Origin of the sequence: Halomonas eurihalina (assembly GCF_008274785.1) — a bacterium.
GTDB lineage: Bacteria > Pseudomonadota > Gammaproteobacteria > Pseudomonadales > Halomonadaceae > Halomonas > Halomonas eurihalina.
Genome location: NZ_VTPU01000001.1, coordinates 45,454 through 60,847, shown reverse-complemented (window position 1 = coordinate 60,847; position 15,394 = coordinate 45,454). Strand labels below are relative to the sequence as shown.

The 15,394-nt window shown below is 64.1% G+C and carries 14 protein-coding genes; 7 read left to right on the top strand and 7 right to left on the bottom strand.

Annotated features, from left to right (window positions below; translation table 11 throughout):
* Positions 1 to 5: 5 nt before the first annotated feature.
* The 3 genes from ehuB to FZZ93_RS00335 form a co-directional block, all read right to left on the bottom strand.
* Positions 6 to 905 (bottom strand): ectoine/hydroxyectoine ABC transporter substrate-binding protein EhuB, encoded by a 900-nt coding sequence (gene ehuB / locus FZZ93_RS00345; RefSeq protein WP_149320344.1) that lies wholly within the window; start codon positions 903 to 905, stop codon positions 6 to 8.
* A gap of 144 nt (positions 906 to 1,049) precedes the next feature.
* Positions 1,050 to 1,598, bottom strand: a complete 549-nt coding sequence (locus tag FZZ93_RS00340; protein WP_149320343.1) for a hypothetical protein — start codon at positions 1,596 to 1,598, stop codon at positions 1,050 to 1,052.
* Between the two features lie 105 nt (positions 1,599 to 1,703).
* Positions 1,704 to 2,078 carry a phasin family protein gene (locus tag FZZ93_RS00335; RefSeq protein ID WP_149320342.1) on the bottom strand — a complete coding sequence of 125 codons (375 nt, stop codon included), beginning with the start codon at positions 2,076 to 2,078 and terminating at the stop codon, positions 1,704 to 1,706.
* A 266-nt stretch (positions 2,079 to 2,344) separates the two neighbouring features.
* On the opposite strand from FZZ93_RS00335, the gene FZZ93_RS00330 reads away from it, so the two are divergent.
* Entirely contained in the window at positions 2,345 to 3,724 is a 1,380-nt protein-coding gene (locus FZZ93_RS00330; RefSeq protein WP_149320341.1) for a class II fumarate hydratase, read from the top strand.
* Between the two features lie 309 nt (positions 3,725 to 4,033).
* On the opposite strand, the gene FZZ93_RS00325 is transcribed toward FZZ93_RS00330, so the two are convergent.
* From FZZ93_RS00325 to FZZ93_RS00315, 3 genes are all read right to left on the bottom strand, one after another.
* Positions 4,034 to 4,606: a hypothetical protein gene (locus tag FZZ93_RS00325; RefSeq protein ID WP_149320340.1), complete on the bottom strand. Its 573-nt coding sequence runs from the start codon at positions 4,604 to 4,606 to the stop codon at positions 4,034 to 4,036.
* A gap of 90 nt (positions 4,607 to 4,696) precedes the next feature.
* Positions 4,697 to 5,605 carry a ketopantoate reductase family protein gene (locus tag FZZ93_RS00320; protein ID WP_149320339.1) on the bottom strand — a complete coding sequence of 303 codons (909 nt, stop codon included), beginning with the start codon at positions 5,603 to 5,605 and terminating at the stop codon, positions 4,697 to 4,699.
* Positions 5,602 to 7,545, bottom strand: a complete 1,944-nt coding sequence (locus tag FZZ93_RS00315; protein ID WP_149320338.1) for a DNA topoisomerase III — start codon at positions 7,543 to 7,545, stop codon at positions 5,602 to 5,604. Before FZZ93_RS00315 ends, FZZ93_RS00320 begins: the two co-directional genes overlap by 4 nt.
* A 111-nt stretch (positions 7,546 to 7,656) precedes the next feature.
* Here FZZ93_RS00315 and FZZ93_RS00310 point away from each other — a divergent pair, with 111 nt between their 5' ends.
* Positions 7,657 to 8,901 (top strand): ABC1 kinase family protein, encoded by a 1,245-nt coding sequence (locus FZZ93_RS00310; RefSeq protein WP_149320337.1) that lies wholly within the window; start codon positions 7,657 to 7,659, stop codon positions 8,899 to 8,901.
* A gap of 64 nt (positions 8,902 to 8,965) precedes the next feature.
* Positions 8,966 to 10,795, top strand: coding sequence for a YecA family protein (locus FZZ93_RS00305; protein ID WP_149320336.1), 1,830 nt, complete (start codon positions 8,966 to 8,968; stop codon positions 10,793 to 10,795).
* 6 nt (positions 10,796 to 10,801) lie between these two features.
* Here the strand turns inward: FZZ93_RS00305 and FZZ93_RS00300 are convergent, their stop codons facing one another.
* On the bottom strand, positions 10,802 to 12,163 hold the full coding sequence (locus FZZ93_RS00300) for an AmpG family muropeptide MFS transporter (protein ID WP_149320335.1): 1,362 nt from the start codon (positions 12,161 to 12,163) through the stop codon (positions 10,802 to 10,804).
* A 147-nt stretch (positions 12,164 to 12,310) separates the two neighbouring features.
* Here FZZ93_RS00300 and rfaH point away from each other — a divergent pair, with 147 nt between their 5' ends.
* The 4 genes from rfaH (at position 12,311) to FZZ93_RS00280 (ending at position 15,386) form a co-directional block, all read left to right on the top strand.
* Positions 12,311 to 12,853, top strand: coding sequence for a transcription/translation regulatory transformer protein RfaH (rfaH, locus tag FZZ93_RS00295; protein WP_149320334.1), 543 nt, complete (start codon positions 12,311 to 12,313; stop codon positions 12,851 to 12,853).
* Between the two features lie 67 nt (positions 12,854 to 12,920).
* Positions 12,921 to 13,427 carry an FKBP-type peptidyl-prolyl cis-trans isomerase gene (locus FZZ93_RS00290; RefSeq protein WP_149320333.1) on the top strand — a complete coding sequence of 169 codons (507 nt, stop codon included), beginning with the start codon at positions 12,921 to 12,923 and terminating at the stop codon, positions 13,425 to 13,427.
* Positions 13,428 to 13,944: 517 nt separating this feature from the next.
* Positions 13,945 to 14,694 (top strand): hypothetical protein, encoded by a 750-nt coding sequence (locus FZZ93_RS00285; protein ID WP_149320332.1) that lies wholly within the window; start codon positions 13,945 to 13,947, stop codon positions 14,692 to 14,694.
* A gap of 83 nt (positions 14,695 to 14,777) precedes the next feature.
* Positions 14,778 to 15,386 (top strand): class I SAM-dependent methyltransferase, encoded by a 609-nt coding sequence (locus FZZ93_RS00280; protein ID WP_149320331.1) that lies wholly within the window; start codon positions 14,778 to 14,780, stop codon positions 15,384 to 15,386.
* Positions 15,387 to 15,394 lie beyond the last annotated feature (8 nt).

The window sequence follows — 15,394 nt, the reverse complement described above, 5'->3', positions numbered from 1 at the left end:
GCCGGTCATTCCCCCGGGTTGCATAGCCATTCGGTCTCGAAGCGGAAGGCGTTGAGGACGTCGTCCTGGGTGAAGCCATTGCGGGTCAGGGTATCTTCCCACTCTTGAGTGTGGCGGTAATCCGTGAGCACTTCGTCGAAGGCATCCCGCAATGTCTCGGCGTCGTCGGGGAAGGTGAACCCGCCCCAGCTACGCACGATCTCGCCATCCACCTTGGGATCCTCGAAGCCTTCCACCACCTCGACATCCGGGCTCTGCTCACCGAGCTGGCTGACTGTGAGGCCGGTGCCGGCATAGGCATCGGCGCGATCTGCCAGTAGCGTCTCGGTGGCGGCGTCGTTGGACTCGATCTCGATCATTCGCGTGTCGGGGACGCCGAGCGAGCGGAGGATATCGGTCTGGGTCGCGCCCTGGAGCACGGCGACGTCGATGTCGTCACGCCTGGCGAAATCCTCGTAGCCGCGGATGTCGAGAGGATTGGTGGCCCTGACCAGCAGTCCTTCGCCATAGGACGTATTGGGCGCCGAGAAGAGCACGCGTTCGCAGCGCTCGGGGCGAATCGCCATCTCGGCGGCGGCCATGTCGAAACGTCCTTCCTCGAGGCCGGGTATCAGATCGCCGAAGGAGGTGACGACCCACTCGACGTCGTCGATGCCGAGCTCACCGAGTACGTGGCGCGCCACTTCAGGACCGGGGCCCTGCCCCTGGCCATCGTCATTCAGGTAGCCGTAGGGAACCTCGTTGGCCACGGCCACGCGGATACTGCCCTGTTGGCGAAGCTCCTCCAACGACGCGGCCAGGCTCGTCGGCGCGGTCAGGCTCAGTGCCAGGGGCACGGCCAGCCAGGCGAGGCGCGTGCCGATGCTGGCGTCTCGGGTGGGCCCGTCGATTTCCATTTCGTCCATTGTCCACTTCCTCCACTGGTACCACCGACCAGGGAGACGCGGCTTGAAGGCCCGTTCGGGCCATTGGCTCCGCGTCTCCGTCGCGGCGTGAGACTCTTTTCTCAGCATAGATCGCTACCTTGGAGGCCGCCATCAGCGGTGGCGTCACCGCTTTAGTTGTATCTCGCGGTGCTGGCCGTCGCGTAGACCCACCTCGTGAATGATCACCCGGCGCTGGCCGCTTGAGGGGTCGACCAGACTGCCCGATACATAGAAGTTGCCGGAGGGCAGGCCGCGCAGCATGAAGTAGCCATTGCCGTCGGTGCGGGTGGTGTGGGTGTAGGCGCGGGCACGGGGATCGGCGCGTTCCACCGCGCGACCGGCCAGGGCCTGCTCGGCGGCCTCGGCGGAATAGGTGGTGACCGGCGCTACCGAGACGGTTTCGCTGGCACCGACCACGGTACCGGAGGCGGTGTCGAGCGTCAGGCGACCGCTGAGCGCGGCGTTGCCGGTTTTCTCAAGGGCGGCGTATTCGCTTTCGGGAAAGTCGACCTGGCGCGGTACGCGCCCTCGATCGCGATCGGCATCGCGCTCGTCGCCGATATCGGATATGTCGACCGAGTCGTCACGTTGTGTACCGACCGAAGGGGGAGGAAGGGCCTGGCAGCCCGCAAGAACGATACCCAGCAGAAGGGGCAGTAGGAGATGGCGCATAACGTCCCTCTTTCTTTAGCATTGGCCCTGTGCGACGAGAGAGCTTAACGCAAAAGGGCCACCGCCAGTAGCGGTGGCCCTTGAGGAGCCGATTAGAGCGAGTGATCAGGCCTTGCGGGTGGCCTTTTCGACGTTCTCGGAAGCCTGCTTGACGTTGGCGTCAGTCAGCTTCTGGCTCTGCTGGACGAAGTCCTGCTGCAGGGAGACGACCTTTTCGGCATCACCCTTGAAGCGCTCGGTCAGCTCCTTGGCGACCTTCTGCTGGCCTTCCATGTAGGAGCGCAGGCCCTCGGCGTCCTTGACGTCGAGCAGGGAGCGAAGCTGGGAGATGCCGGTCTCGGTGTAGGCCTGGCTGGCATCCAACTGAGCGCGCAGCATCTTTTCGGTGAAATCCACGGACAGAGACGCATAAGCGCGTGCCGGGCCGAAGAACAAGGATTCGAATTGCTCGGTAAACTGCTGGGTATTGAAATCGCGCATCGTCTGAACCCTCCTGGGGGTGGTCTTCGGTGAAGGCCTGGGCGATCCGCCGATGCCTTCGCGTTGCATGTTGCAATGCACAATAGCAGGCGTTTTTGTGCGCCGCAACATGGCGAGCGTAAAAAAATGTTTCGAACCAAAACGCTTCGTGACCGCTCGTCGTGGGGAAGAGCACTAAATGCGACCAAGAATCGTTCGGAAGCACCTTGCAAGCATCCCTGGGCACCGCCATGGTGAGGGGAGGATCTGCCGATGAGGAAACGAAGATGAGTGACAAGCGTATCGAACGTGACAGCATGGGCGAGCTGGAAGTCCCCGCCGATGCCCTTTACGGCGCCCAGACCCAGCGAGCGGTGAACAATTTCCCCGTCTCCGGGCAACCCATGCCGGCAGCCTTCATTCATGCCATCGCTCACATCAAGCGTGCTGCGGCGCGGGTCAATCATGACCTGGGTTTGCTCGACGGCGAGCGTGCCGAGGCCATCGTCAAGGCTGCCGAGGCGGTGATCGATGGTCAGCATGACGGCCAGTTTCCGGTGGATGTCTTCCAGACCGGCTCGGGCACCTCGAGCAACATGAACGTCAACGAGGTGATTGCCCATCTGGCGGCTGCGGAGGGGGCCGAGGTCGGCCCCAACGATCACGTCAACATGGGACAGTCGAGCAATGACGTGATCCCCACTGCCTTGCACCTGTCGGCGGCACTGGAGGTTACGCGTGAACTGCGTCCGGCCCTGGTGCACCTGCGCGAGACGATCAACAGCCGGGCCGCCGAGCTCGATGAGGTGGTCAAGACCGGCCGTACCCACCTGATGGATGCCATGCCGCTGCGCATGAGCCAGGAACTCGGCGGCTGGTCGAGCCAGGTAAGCCAGGCCATCGAGCGGATCGACAGTGCCATGACGCGACTCTGCCGGTTGGCCCAGGGCGGCACGGCCGTGGGAACCGGTATCAATGCTCACCCCGAGTTTGCCGAGCGCATGGCCCGGGAGCTCGGGGAACGTACCGGGTTGACGCTGACACCCAATGACAGCTTCTTCGCCAGCCTCGGCTCGCAGGATGCCGCCGTGGAGCTGTCGGGGCAATTGCGTGGCCTGGCCTGTGTGGTGATGAAGATCGCCAATGACCTGCGCTGGATGAATTCCGGGCCCTTGGCCGGTCTCGGCGAGATCGAGCTCGAGGCGCTGCAGCCGGGTAGCTCGATCATGCCGGGCAAGGTCAATCCGGTGATTCCCGAGTCGGCTGCCCAGGCCGCCGCTCAGGTCATTGGTCTGGACTCGGCGGTGACCGTGGCCGGCCAGAGCGGCAACTTCCAGCTCAACGTCATGCTGCCGCTGGTGGCCAACAACCTGCTCACCTCGATCCGCTTGATGAGCAACACCTCGCGGCTGCTGGCCGACCGCGCCATCGCCACCTTCAAGGTGCGCGAGGATCAACTCAGTGAACCGCTTTCGCGCAACCCGATCCTGGTGACGGCGTTGAACTCGGTAATCGGCTACAACGCCGCGGCGGCCATCGCCAAGCAGGCCTATCAGGCCGGTCGGCCGATCCTCGAAGTGGCCGAGGAGCAGACCGACCTGTCGCGCAAGGAGCTGGAACGGCTACTCGACCCGGCGGCCCTGACGCGGGGCGGGATACCGGAATGAGGCTGAAGAGCCGGGCTGTGCCCGGAGAGGTAAGACGTAAGCCATAAGTTGTCAGCTATAAGCTGTAAGAAAACCCTCCGAGGATGCCTCGGAGGGTTTGATGTTTCGGAGGATGGTAGCGAGCTTAGGGACGGCGTATTAAATGAGTACTCCGAGGTGAGGCTGCTTAGGCGCTGTCTGAAAAGTCGACGAGCGATGACCAGACAAGGCAAAAATTGTCGAAAGTCCGGAGTTTACGAGCGGTAAATGAGGCTCTTGAGACAATTTTTAACGCTGTATGGTCGAGTGCAGGCACTTTTCGGACAGTGGCTAGAAGGGAATATGCACCGAGGCGGTCACCAGGTTGAGATGGGCGAGCGTCGGGTCGTCGAAGCGTTCGTATTCGAGCTGGCTGATCAGGTGCGAGAACTGCCAGCGAGCGCCGAAGCCTTCGACGCGGGTGGTGCCGCCGTCCGGTGCGGCGGCGTTGCCGGTGACCGCTTCGCTTTCCCAGCCCGCCAGGCCGGACTTGGCGTACAGGCCGACATCACCCAGGCGCACGCCGGCGATCAGGCTGCCGCCCAGGCTGGTGGTGTCGACGAGCATCTGCTGGCCACCGGAGAGGGGGACGTCGTCGCTTTCGCGATAACTGAACTCGGCGCCGAGATCCAGCGCGGGTAGGCCCGAGGGGGTGAAACCGGCGGTGAGGCGGAAGCCCGAGGTGTATCGGTCGGGGCTATGAACGTCGTTGCCCTGGATCAGCAGGCCGTTATCGAGACGCGTGAGCTCAGTGGACTGGCCCGTATAGGAGGGCGTACCGGCGGCCATCGTCAACGAGGCGTAGGCGCCAGTGAACATCAGTACCAAGCTTGTTGCTACCCCTTTTCCAACGCGAAATGTCATGTCCCCAGACCTTGGCATGGCCGCGCCGCGGCCCCGTTCTTGTCGGATGCTTTCCGATCATGCTGATTCGTTAGAAAGTAGCACTTAGTGTCAAGCTCTGCCAGGACGTTGTCGCGCCTCGAGCTGATGGTGAAGCGCCGCCAGTTTCGGTGCTTCCAGTCCATTCTCGCGCGCCACGTGGAGTAGGGGCATCAGGATGGCGTCATGTTCGGTGGGCCGGTCAGCCAGGATGTCCTGCAGCATCGAGGCACGGTTGTCGGCGGTGGCGGCTACCACATCCCAGACCATCGCCGGGAATCCCTGTGGCGGCGGCGGGATGGCCGCGGCGGCCATGATGGCTTCCACTTCCTCGATGACGGCGTCGACCATGGGGCGCAAGGCCGGGTCTCGCAGTTGGCCATTGGGGATGCGAAAGCGAGCCACCAGGGGATTGATGGCCGCATTCACGGCCAGCTTGTGCCACAGGCGAATGCGAATGTTATCGACTGCCTGAGCGGGGAGGCCGGCCCCCGTCAGGGCGTCGGCCAGGGCGGCGGCGAGTTCGGGGTGGAGGCCATCGAGATGGCCGATCCAGGTGCGACCGTGTCCAGCATGCACGGTGCTGTTGTCGCCATTGGAATAGGCGCCTTCGGTCGTGGTGGCGCAGAGGGTGGGGCCTTGTCGTTGCCGGGTCAGGCGCGGTTGAACGTCGAAGCCGTTTTGCCACAGGACCAGTGGCGTATCGCTTGGCAGGTGTGGGGCGACCGTCGACAGGGCCGCGGCGGCGGAGTAGGCCTTGGTGACGAGGTGCACGGCGGTCAGGCGGGATGTGTCGAGTTCATCCAGCGAATCCGGCGTCAGGTATTCGAGCGAGCGGTGATGGTGTTCGCCCTCGGGTGTCGTCAGCGTCTGTCGGTGGGACAGGGAGCGGCGGCCGAACAGTGTCACCGGGTGGCGCTCGGCCAGGCGCAGGGCCAGCAGGCGACCCATGGCGCCCGGCCCGACGATCAGGTGACTCATTGGCGCTTGCCTCCCGCTGTGCGGCGTGTGCCCTTGCCTTGGCGGCGCTGGCCACCGCTGCGCTTGGCACTTCGTCCTCGGCCTCGGGCGGGCTTGCTCGCTTTGGGCTCGGGGCCTCGGGCCTCGCTCAGGGCGTTGCGCACTCGTCCGGCGTCGGCATGGCCGAGCAAGCCGCGCAAATCGTCGATCAGCCCATCGAGGAAGGGCGCCGGCGCATCGTCTTGCTCGGCGATGTTCGCCAGGCGTTGTTCCCATTGGGCGGTACGCTCGGGGCGGCCCACGGCTTCCGGCAATGAGGCGATCAGGGCGCTGCCGAGCCGGCTGGCCTTGAGGCTCTTGCCCTCGCGTACCAGATAGCCGCGCTCCAGGAGCGTCTCGATGATGCCGGCGCGGGTCGCCTCGGTGCCGAGACCGTCGGAGTCGCGCAGGGTGCGGCGGATCGCCGGGTCGTCCACGTAGCGGGCGATGTTCATCATCGCCTTGATCAGGCTGGCGTCGGTGAAGTGTTCGGGCGGCCGGGTCTCGCGGTCCTCCACGCCGGCCTGCTCGACACGGCAGGCTTCGCCTTCGCTGAGTGGCGGCAGGGGCGGTGCCTCGTCACGAGTGGTGAACAAGGGCTTCCAGCCGGGTTCGAGCACTTCCTGGCCGCGTGCGCGGAAGCGTTCCCCGGCGATCAGGAATTCGGCCTTGACCTCACGGGTCTGCAGGGCCGGGTAGAACTGGGCCAGCACGTTGCGGGCAATCAGGCGGAAGACGTCGGCTTCCTGGCGCGACAGCCGATCGAGGTCGGCGGGCTTGCCGGTGGGGGCCAGGGCGTGGTGAGCGCCGACCTTCTTGTCGTCCCAGGCCTTGGAGCGACGGGAAAAGTCGGCTCCGGCCAACCAGCGGCTCAGGGTCTCGTCGTTACGGCAGGCACCGCTCAGGGTGCGCTGCGCTTGGGCGAAATGCTCCTCGGGCAGATAGCGGCAGTCCGATCGTGGATAGGTGATCAACTGGTGGCGTTCGTAGAGGCGCTGGCAGACGTCCAGCACCGCCTTGGCCGAGAGCCCGTGGCGGCGTGCGGCGTCGACCTGAAGGGCCGACAGCGAGTAGGGCAGCGGGGCCGCCTGGCGCTTGTCGCGACTGGCCAGGCTGTCCAGACGGCCCTCGGCGCCGGGTAGTCGCTCGGCCAGGGCGGCGGCCGGAGCTCGGTCGAGCAGGCGCCCCTGGTCGTCCAGCCGATGGGTGTCGCCCGGCACCCACCAGGCGCGCAACTGGCCTCGGGAGACCGCCAGATCGACCCACAGCACGAAGAAGGGACGCGGCTCGAAGTCGCGGATCTCGGCGTCGCGCCGGACCACCAGGCCGAGCACCGGCGTCTGTACACGACCCACCGAGAGCACGCCGTCGTGTCCGGCCTGACGCCCGACCAGTGTCCAGGCTCGGGTCAGGTTGATGCCATATAGCCAATCCGCCCTGGCACGCGCCTGGGCGGCGCGGTAGAGCGAGGCATAGCGTCGATTGTCCTCGAGGCGCTCAAGAGCGCGCTTGACGGCCGGTGGATTGAGGTCGTTGACCAGCAGGCGTGCCACGTCGCGCTTCCAGCCGAGGTGCTCGATCACCTCCTGGACCAGCAACTGGCCTTCGCGATCCGGGTCACCGGCGTGAACCACCTGGTCGGCGCTCTTCAGCAGCCGGCGGATCACTGCCAACTGGCCGCGCGCCTTGGGGCGCGGCATGAGCTTCCAGTGATCCGGGAGGATCGGCAGGCTGTCGAGCCGCCAGGTCTTGAGGGTCGGGTCGTAGGCATCCGGTGGCGCCTGTTCCAGCAAGTGGCCGAGACACCAGGTGACGACGGTATCCCCGGCCACCAGGGCGCCTTCCTCCCGGCGCGGTGAGGTGGGCAGGGCATTGGCGATGGCGCGGGCCAGGCTGGGCTTCTCGGCGATGATCAGGCGCATGGCATCTCGTGCGGCAATGAGCGAACATGGGGATTCTTACAGTATTTTATGGTATCCGCCAGGGGGCGGGCTGGTGGGGTGAACGCCAGGCATCACAATGAGGGGACGTACATGCGAGAACGGGGTCGCCGTCGGCGCCTGCTGGGGCTTGGTTCGCGTACCGGTGGCGCGCTGCTCAAGCATCGCCTCGGTGGGCAGGCCGACTGGCGCGCGCTCGGCGAGGCACTGTTCGAGGGGCTGTCGGAGCTCAAGGGGCCGGCCATGAAGCTGGCCCAGATCATGGCCCAGTGGGATGATTTGTTGCCCGCGGACCTGGCCGATGAACTGGCGCGCCTGCAGCGTCAGGCCGAACCCATGCCCTGGGACGACATCCGACGCACCCTGGAAGCCTGCTATGGCGATCCCGCGACGCATTTTGCCTCCATCGAGCAACGGCCGTTCGCCAGCGCGTCCATGGGGCAGGTGCACCGGGCATCGACCCATGACGGCGAGACGGTGGTGCTCAAGGTGCAGTATCCAGGGCTCGCCGAGGTGCTCGAGGACGATCTTCGCCAGGTACATCGCCTGATGCGGCTGGGCCGCTGGCTGCGCATGCCGCAGGCCCGCCTGGATGCGTTGTTCGAGGAACTGGCGGCGAGCCTGCGGGGGGAACTGGATTATCGTGCCGAAGCCGAGGCGCTGGCCCGCTATCGAGCCCGTTACGCTCAGCGCGACGACCTGGTGATTCCCGAACCCTTGCCGGCGCTGTGCGGCCCCGGCGTGCTGGCCATGCGGCATGTGCCCGGCACGCCGCTGCGCGAGCTGGAAGGCGCCGATGACGCCACGCGACAACGCCTCGGCACGGCCCTGGCCGACTGGCTCACCGAGGAGCTCTTCACCCACGGGGAACTGCATGCCGACCCTCACGCCGGCAACTTCGCCGCCGATGCCGAGGGGCGGCTGGTGATCTATGACCTGGGCGCGGTGATCGAGGTACCGGCGTCGCGCCTGAGGGCCATGATGCGCCTGCTCGAGGCAACGCTTGCCGGAGATCCCATGGCCATGGACGAGGCCGTGACGGCACTCGGTGGCCGGCAGGGGCAGGGGGCTCCCCTGGCGCTCTATCGCGAGTCTGCGGACGCGGTAGCGCCGCTGTTCCAGCCCGGCACGCAGGATTTCGGCGATGTCAGAGTCCACCGTCGCCTGCGCGAGCTGAGCCCCAAGGTGTGGGCGGCCATGGATCGGCTCCAGCCGCCGGCGGATACCCTGTTGTTGTCGCGTACCCTCAACGGCCATTACTGGAATCTGGTGCGTCTCGGTGCCCGGCTCGACATGGCGGCACGGGTGCGTCCATTGCTGGCGTGGGCGTCTTCCTGAACGGCTGCCAGCATGGCGCTCGACTGATAGACTATGCGGTTTTCCGAGAGTGGTGGAGACGTCGATGCTGGCGGTATGGGTTGAGCAGTTGCTGGGGTTCGCGTCCGGGGCATTGGCGGCAATTCGCGAGGATGAGCGTTACCCGACGCTGATGGCCTGGGCGCGTCGCGAGGGGCCGGAACTGGTCGATGGCGACCTGGCGCTGGCCCAGGCGCTGGCCCCTGAGCTGTGGTCGCAGACGCCTCTGGAGCGGCTGGACTTCGCTTGCGAGCCCCTGGCCCGTCCCGGTCGCAACGAGCCCTGCTGGTGCGATTCGGGACGCAAGACCAAGCAGTGCTGCGGCGCCGTCTCCCTGCCCGGCCATGTGCCCACGCATCTGATGTGGATGCTCTCCTTGCGCGAATGGAAGGGCGGGACCCTCAAGGCGGCCCTGGCCAGTGGCCGCGCGCCGGCCCAGGCACTGCTCGAGGCCGGCCTGATCGCCGCCGAGTCCGGCCAGCGCGGACGCGCCCAGCAGATCCTCGAATCATTGTTCGAGAATGCCGATTGGTCGCGACTGCCCGAGCAGGCCGAGCCGGCCTTCGAGATCCTCGTCGATCTCTACCAGGAGCGCGGCTTCCACCGCAAGCGCGAAGCCCTGCTCGACGCGGTGCTCGATCGAGGCCCGCTGTTCCTGCGCGGGGTGGCCCTCGAGCGCCTGTGCCTGCTGCATCTCGACAACGACGATCTGGACAGCGCCCGGGCGGCCTTCGTGCGCGCTCAGCAGACCCTGCCCGACTCACCGACCCTGGCCTATATCGAGGCCATGTTGTTGTTGCACGAGGGCCACGAAGAGGAAGCCGCCGAGCGCTCGCGTTTCTGGTATCGCCGCCTGGCCCGCCAGGGAGACCTCGAACCCGAACAACTGCAGTTCCTCGCCGACCTGGCGGAGAACCCCGGCGCCACCCTGGCCGAGCAACTGCTCAACGCCGAAGCGGACCTGGCCGAGCCACTGATGTCGCTGCAGGCACTGTTCGATGCCTTGTCCGAAGCGCCACGCCTGGATATTCGTCAAGAGAACGGAACGCTGAGCTACCACAGCAGCGCCCGTGAGGACACTCTGTTCGCCGCTTTCCAGGCGGTCTTCCAATCCCAGGTCGAAGGCAGGACGTTGATGGGCTTCGACACGGACCCCTGGCCTCAGGCCGGCGACTGGCTGCCAGCCCTGTGCGCTCACCCCGAATGGTTGGACTCACCGGCCGTGGTGCAATCCCTGGCGCTGGCGCTGACCAGCCGTTTCGGAAGCCTGCCGTGGATGGCGCCGAGCCTGTTCGAACCATTGGCGCGGCGGTTGGAAGGCTGGCTGGCGCAGGTCGACGGGGCCGGTGACGCGCCCCTGCTCTGGGAAGTCGCCGACAACGCCTCGCTGTTGCGTGCCGGTCTGGCGCTGGTGGTGGGCATGGAGCGCGGTGCTCGCCAGCACTCCCGCGAACTCGCCGAGACGCTGCTGACGCTGGACGACCAGGACAGTCTGGGGCTGCGCGAACTGGTGCTCGACCAGTTGCTGCGCGAAGGACGTGACAGCGAGGCCCTGGCATTGAGCGAGCAGGCGGCGGCGGATGAACAGGCCGATCCCAGCTCGCTGCTGGGGATGCTGATGGGTCGGGTGCTAGCGCTCTATCGACTCGATCGCCCCGACGAGGCCGGGCATGCGCTGGCCATGGCGCACCAGCAGAACCCCTATGTGTTGACCCTGTTGTGCACTGAATCACCACGCCCGGCCCCCGCCGCCAGTGGCGGGGAGGCCGAGCCCGGCTCGCGTGCCGAGGCCTGGCAATATCGTACCCTGATGCGCGACCAGTGGCGGATCACACCGGGCGCGCTGGAGTGGTTGTGTGAGCAGCGCCCCGGCTGAGTGATCTCAGGTCTCGCTCTCTGCGGGGCGCAGCAGCGTCCCGCGATTGACCCATAGCGCCAGGAAAATCGCCGGCAGGCCCAGGAGCGATGCCAGCAGGAAGAATCCCGCATAGCCCTGAACGTCCACCACCAGTCCACCGAAGCCGCTGAGGAACTTGCCCGGCAGGGTCATCAGCGACGAGAAGAGCGCGTACTGGGTCGCTGTGTAGGCCCGTGACGTCAGGCTCGACAGGAAGGCAATGAAGACCGCGCTGGCCAGTCCGTTGGACAGGTTATCGCCGACGATGGTCATGACCAGCATCGCCAGGTTGTCGCCGGTCGAGGCCAACACCACGAACAGCAGGTTGGTCAGTGCCGTGGCCGTCGCGCCGAATACCAGCAATGGCCCGATGCCGTAGCGGGCCACCAGCAGGCCGCCGAGGATGCCGCCAAGAATGCTCATGGCGATGCCGAAGACATTGGTCACGTTGGCGATGGTGGCAAGCGAGAAGCCCAAATCGATATACAGCGGATGAGCCATGGACGCCATTGCCAGGTCGCTGATCCGAAAGACCGCCACGAACACCAGCAGCCAGAGTGCCTGCCGCCGGTAGCGGCTGAAGAAGTCGGTGAACGGGCAGACGATGGCACCGATGACCCAGGCTCCCAGGCGCCGCAGCCAGTCGGGGCGCCCACGGCTGACACGCAGGAAGGCGCGCACTCGCGGCTCGTGAATCAATTGCGTGGAAAGCGACAGCCGCTCCGGTTCCGGGCGCAGCAGAACCGTCACGACACCGACGAGCACCAGCGCCGCCATGCACAGATAGGCGGCCTTCCATGACACCAGCGACGCCACATAGAGTGCCCCGGCGCCGGCAGCGATCAGGCCGCCGCGATAGCCGACGATATAGGTCGACGCCATGGCGGCCTGCATGTCATCGGGCGCCGACTCGATGCGAAAGGCGTCGATGGCGATGTCCTGGGTCGCCGAGCCGAAGGCCACCAGCAGCGAGCATATCGCCACCATGGGCAGGTGTCCGACGGGATCGAGGTGCGCCAGGTTCGCCAGCCCGGCAGCGATCATCATCTGGGCCAGCAGCATCCAGCCGCGTCTCTGGCCGAACCAGCGGGTCAGGCCGGGCAGCGCCAGGCGGTCGACTACCGGGGCCCAGAAGAACTTGATCGAGTAGAGAATGCCGATCCAGGCGAAGAAGCCGATGGCCGCGACCTCGACGCCATCGCTGCGCAGCCAGGCGGTGAGGGTGGAGAACACCAGCAGGAAGGGCAGGCCCGCCGAAAAGCCGAGAAACAGCATGGTCAGCACCGGTGCCTTGAGGTATATCGCCAGGGCGTCACCCCAGCTACGGTGCGCGGTTGGTGTCGGCATGGCGCGAGCTCTCCTTGCGGCGGGCCTGGCCGCTCCCTCGCGGGGGCGGCCAACGATGTTAGAATGATGAACAGGATCGGGATCTCGAGAGGTCCCGATTGTTGCAGAGCACCGAGAGTGATACCAGCCAGAACCATCAGGAGTGACATGAGCGACGACAGCCTGTCCCCGACGGGGATCGACGATGCCGTGCCTCGCTGGTACGTCATTCAGTGCAAGAGCGGGGAATCCTTCCGCGCCGTCGAACACCTCGGCAACCAGGGATACGAGATATTCCATCCGGTGCTGCAGGTCCAGAAGAAGCGGCGCGACAAGCTCGTATGGGCCGTCGAACCGTTGTTCCCGTATTACCTTTTCATCCGCCTCGACCGGCTGGACAGCAACTGGCGTCCGATCCGCTCCACCCGGGGCGTGTTGAAGATCGTCACCTTCGGCCTCGACACGCCGGTCCCCGTGGACGACGAGCTGGTCGCGTCGTTGCGCGAGCATGGCAGCCAGCATGCGGGCGAAACTGCCACCGTCTATTTCCGTGCCGGTGAACAGGTGGAAATCACCGAAGGTCCCTTCAAGGACCTCCAGGCGGTCTTCGCGACTCACAAGGGCGAGGAGCGAGCCATCGTGCTGCTCAACATGCTGCACAAGCGGCAGCGCCTGGAGATGTCCGTCAGTCAACTGAAGCGCTGTGAATAGGCTGCCCCATTCCGGCCCTTCCGCCGACACTGTTCCCGATGATTTTTCCGATAGCCAGGAGACAGCGATGACCATCGCGCCGCAGCGGGTCGTGACCCTGCATTATGTACTCAGCGACGCCGAAGGCCGGGTACTCGACGATTCCCGTGCTCGCCAAAAGCCTCTGGAATACCTGCATGGGCACGGCAATATCCTGCCCGGCCTGGAAGACGCCCTAGTGGATCGGGTTGAGGGCGACGAACTGAGCGTGACTCTGTCACCGGCCCAAGCCTACGGCGAGCGTGACGAAGCCCTGGTGCGCGAGGTCGGCCGCGATGCCTTCCCAGTGAGCGACCTGGAGCCCGGCATGCGCTTCCAGACCCCCGGCGACGACGGCCCCGAGATCGTCACCGTACTGGAAATGCGCGATGACGGCGTACTGATCGACACCAATCACCCGCTGGCAGGGCAATCGCTCACCTACCGAGTAGAAGTGCTCGATATCCGCGACGCCACCCGTGCCGAACTGGCCAAGGGGCATCCACTACCGCCCGGCACCACTCCGGACGAGGTCGAAGACAAGAAGATGGTCTGAGGCAGCCGCTGCCCTGCAAAATCGCTCTTTTCGATACCGCGGCGACAGAAATCGAGCCCTTATACCCACAAGGCGGGATGCGATCAGCATCCCGCCTTGTTTGTTTTGCACTCTCACAAAGGGGCAATTAGTCTTGAATTCAAGGACGAAAGGCAACCCAGATTGCCCGCATGATGACAAGACAATACGCCGGGGACTACCGCAAGGAGAGGGCCGAGCGCCATCGCACCGTGCAGGGTAGGTGGCGGTAGCGTGCCAGAAACTTTGTCTCTTCTGGATACCCACCGGCGGCCACTGCACATGCCTGTTCGTTCCGATCTTTTGGCATGATTTTTATACAGTGTTATTGATGCCAGAAAACACGCAAGCACGCGAATTTTGGATAGGCTGCACGGTTATGATGTTTTTAGTTTAAAATCAATGGGTTAAGGTTTGAAGTGTAAAAATATTGAACGTGCCCGCTCGTTCAAGTGAATAAACAAGCGGGCTATTTAATATCTGTTAGGCGTCAAAGCAAATGAGCGACTACAACGCAAAGATCGAAAGGCTTCAGAGGTTCGCCGAACTGGTGCGCGAGTGGGAGGCCTCCCACTCTGAGCAAGCCAGAACGGAGATCAACAAGCTAAAGCGATCGGTGCAGCGCGATGTGATGGAGGCGGGATGCTTGAAGACGATGACCATATCGCCACCTCCCGCAGTCGGTGGCCTCATCATGCGAAATGTCAATCCGTTCGAACACATCTTTCAGGACATCTATCTTCGAAGCCTGAATCCTGTCGTATTGGACATGATCGCTGAGACCATCGGCGTGCTGGAGGAAGAAAGGGACAATCCACTCCCGGACGAGCCCGAAGGGGAGCCGGAGATCTCGTACGAGGTCCAAGTTGGCTACGTCTTTGTTGCGATGCCGATCGGTACCGGGTCTCCATACGACGACGTTCTCGATTCCATCAAGGAAGCATGCTCACGTTGCGGCCTTTCGGCCGAGCGTGTTGACGAGGTTCAGAGCAACGAACGGATCACGGACCGAATTCTCGAGTCTATCCAAAAGGCACAGTTCGTAGTCGCCGATTTGACCGAAGCGCGACCAAACGTTTTCTACGAAGCGGGCTACGCCCACGGCATAGGCAAGCTGCCCATTTATATTGCTAGGGCGGGAACGAAGCTAGAGTTCGATCTGCAGGATTACCCGGTCATCTTCTTTGATAGCTATCGAGAGCTCAAGCAGGGTCTCGAGGATCGGCTACGTGCGTTCAGCGACTCTTGACAGCACGTTGACGCCTAACAAAAGCGATGCAGCTGACACCAAAAAGCGGCGCAGCTGATCGCCGGCGTTAAGTGGGGAGTTCGATGCTCGAAGGCAGTTGGGAGCAGGTGGCGACTGACGTCGATTTCAACCTAGAAATTGACCGAGCGAGCTTTCTAGGCATGATCGACCGAAAAGCCAAGGTGCTAGACTTTGGGTGTGGATACGGCCGGATTTCCAATGAACTTACTGAGTGCGGTTACATTGATGTAACGGGCGTTGATCCTTCCTACGCAATGATCGAACGTGGAAGGAAGGCGTTTCCTGGGTTGCCTCTCCTACATTCGGATGGGCTTGATCTGCCATTCGATGATAATGCATTCGATGCCGTCATCATTTGCGCGGTACTTACGTGCATTACTTCACTCGAGGAACGGGGTCGAGTGGCTGCGGAAATAATCCGTGTGTTGAAGCCAAGTGGGATCGTTCATATATCGGAGTTCTGTTCGGAAGAAAGTAAGGACTTTATTTCCGGCCTCGGTTTGCCGATGCGGCACAGTAGCCCGAAAGAGCTCCGCGACGTGTTCGCTGGTTTCTTCTGCGTTCATGATGAGGTTGTGAGCGCAAGTACTATGAGTGGTGAGTCCGCGTCCAGCTACCGCGCGTTCATCCGACAGCCACTTAACAAAGCAATGCACGCGACAAGCGCGTGATTGCGGCG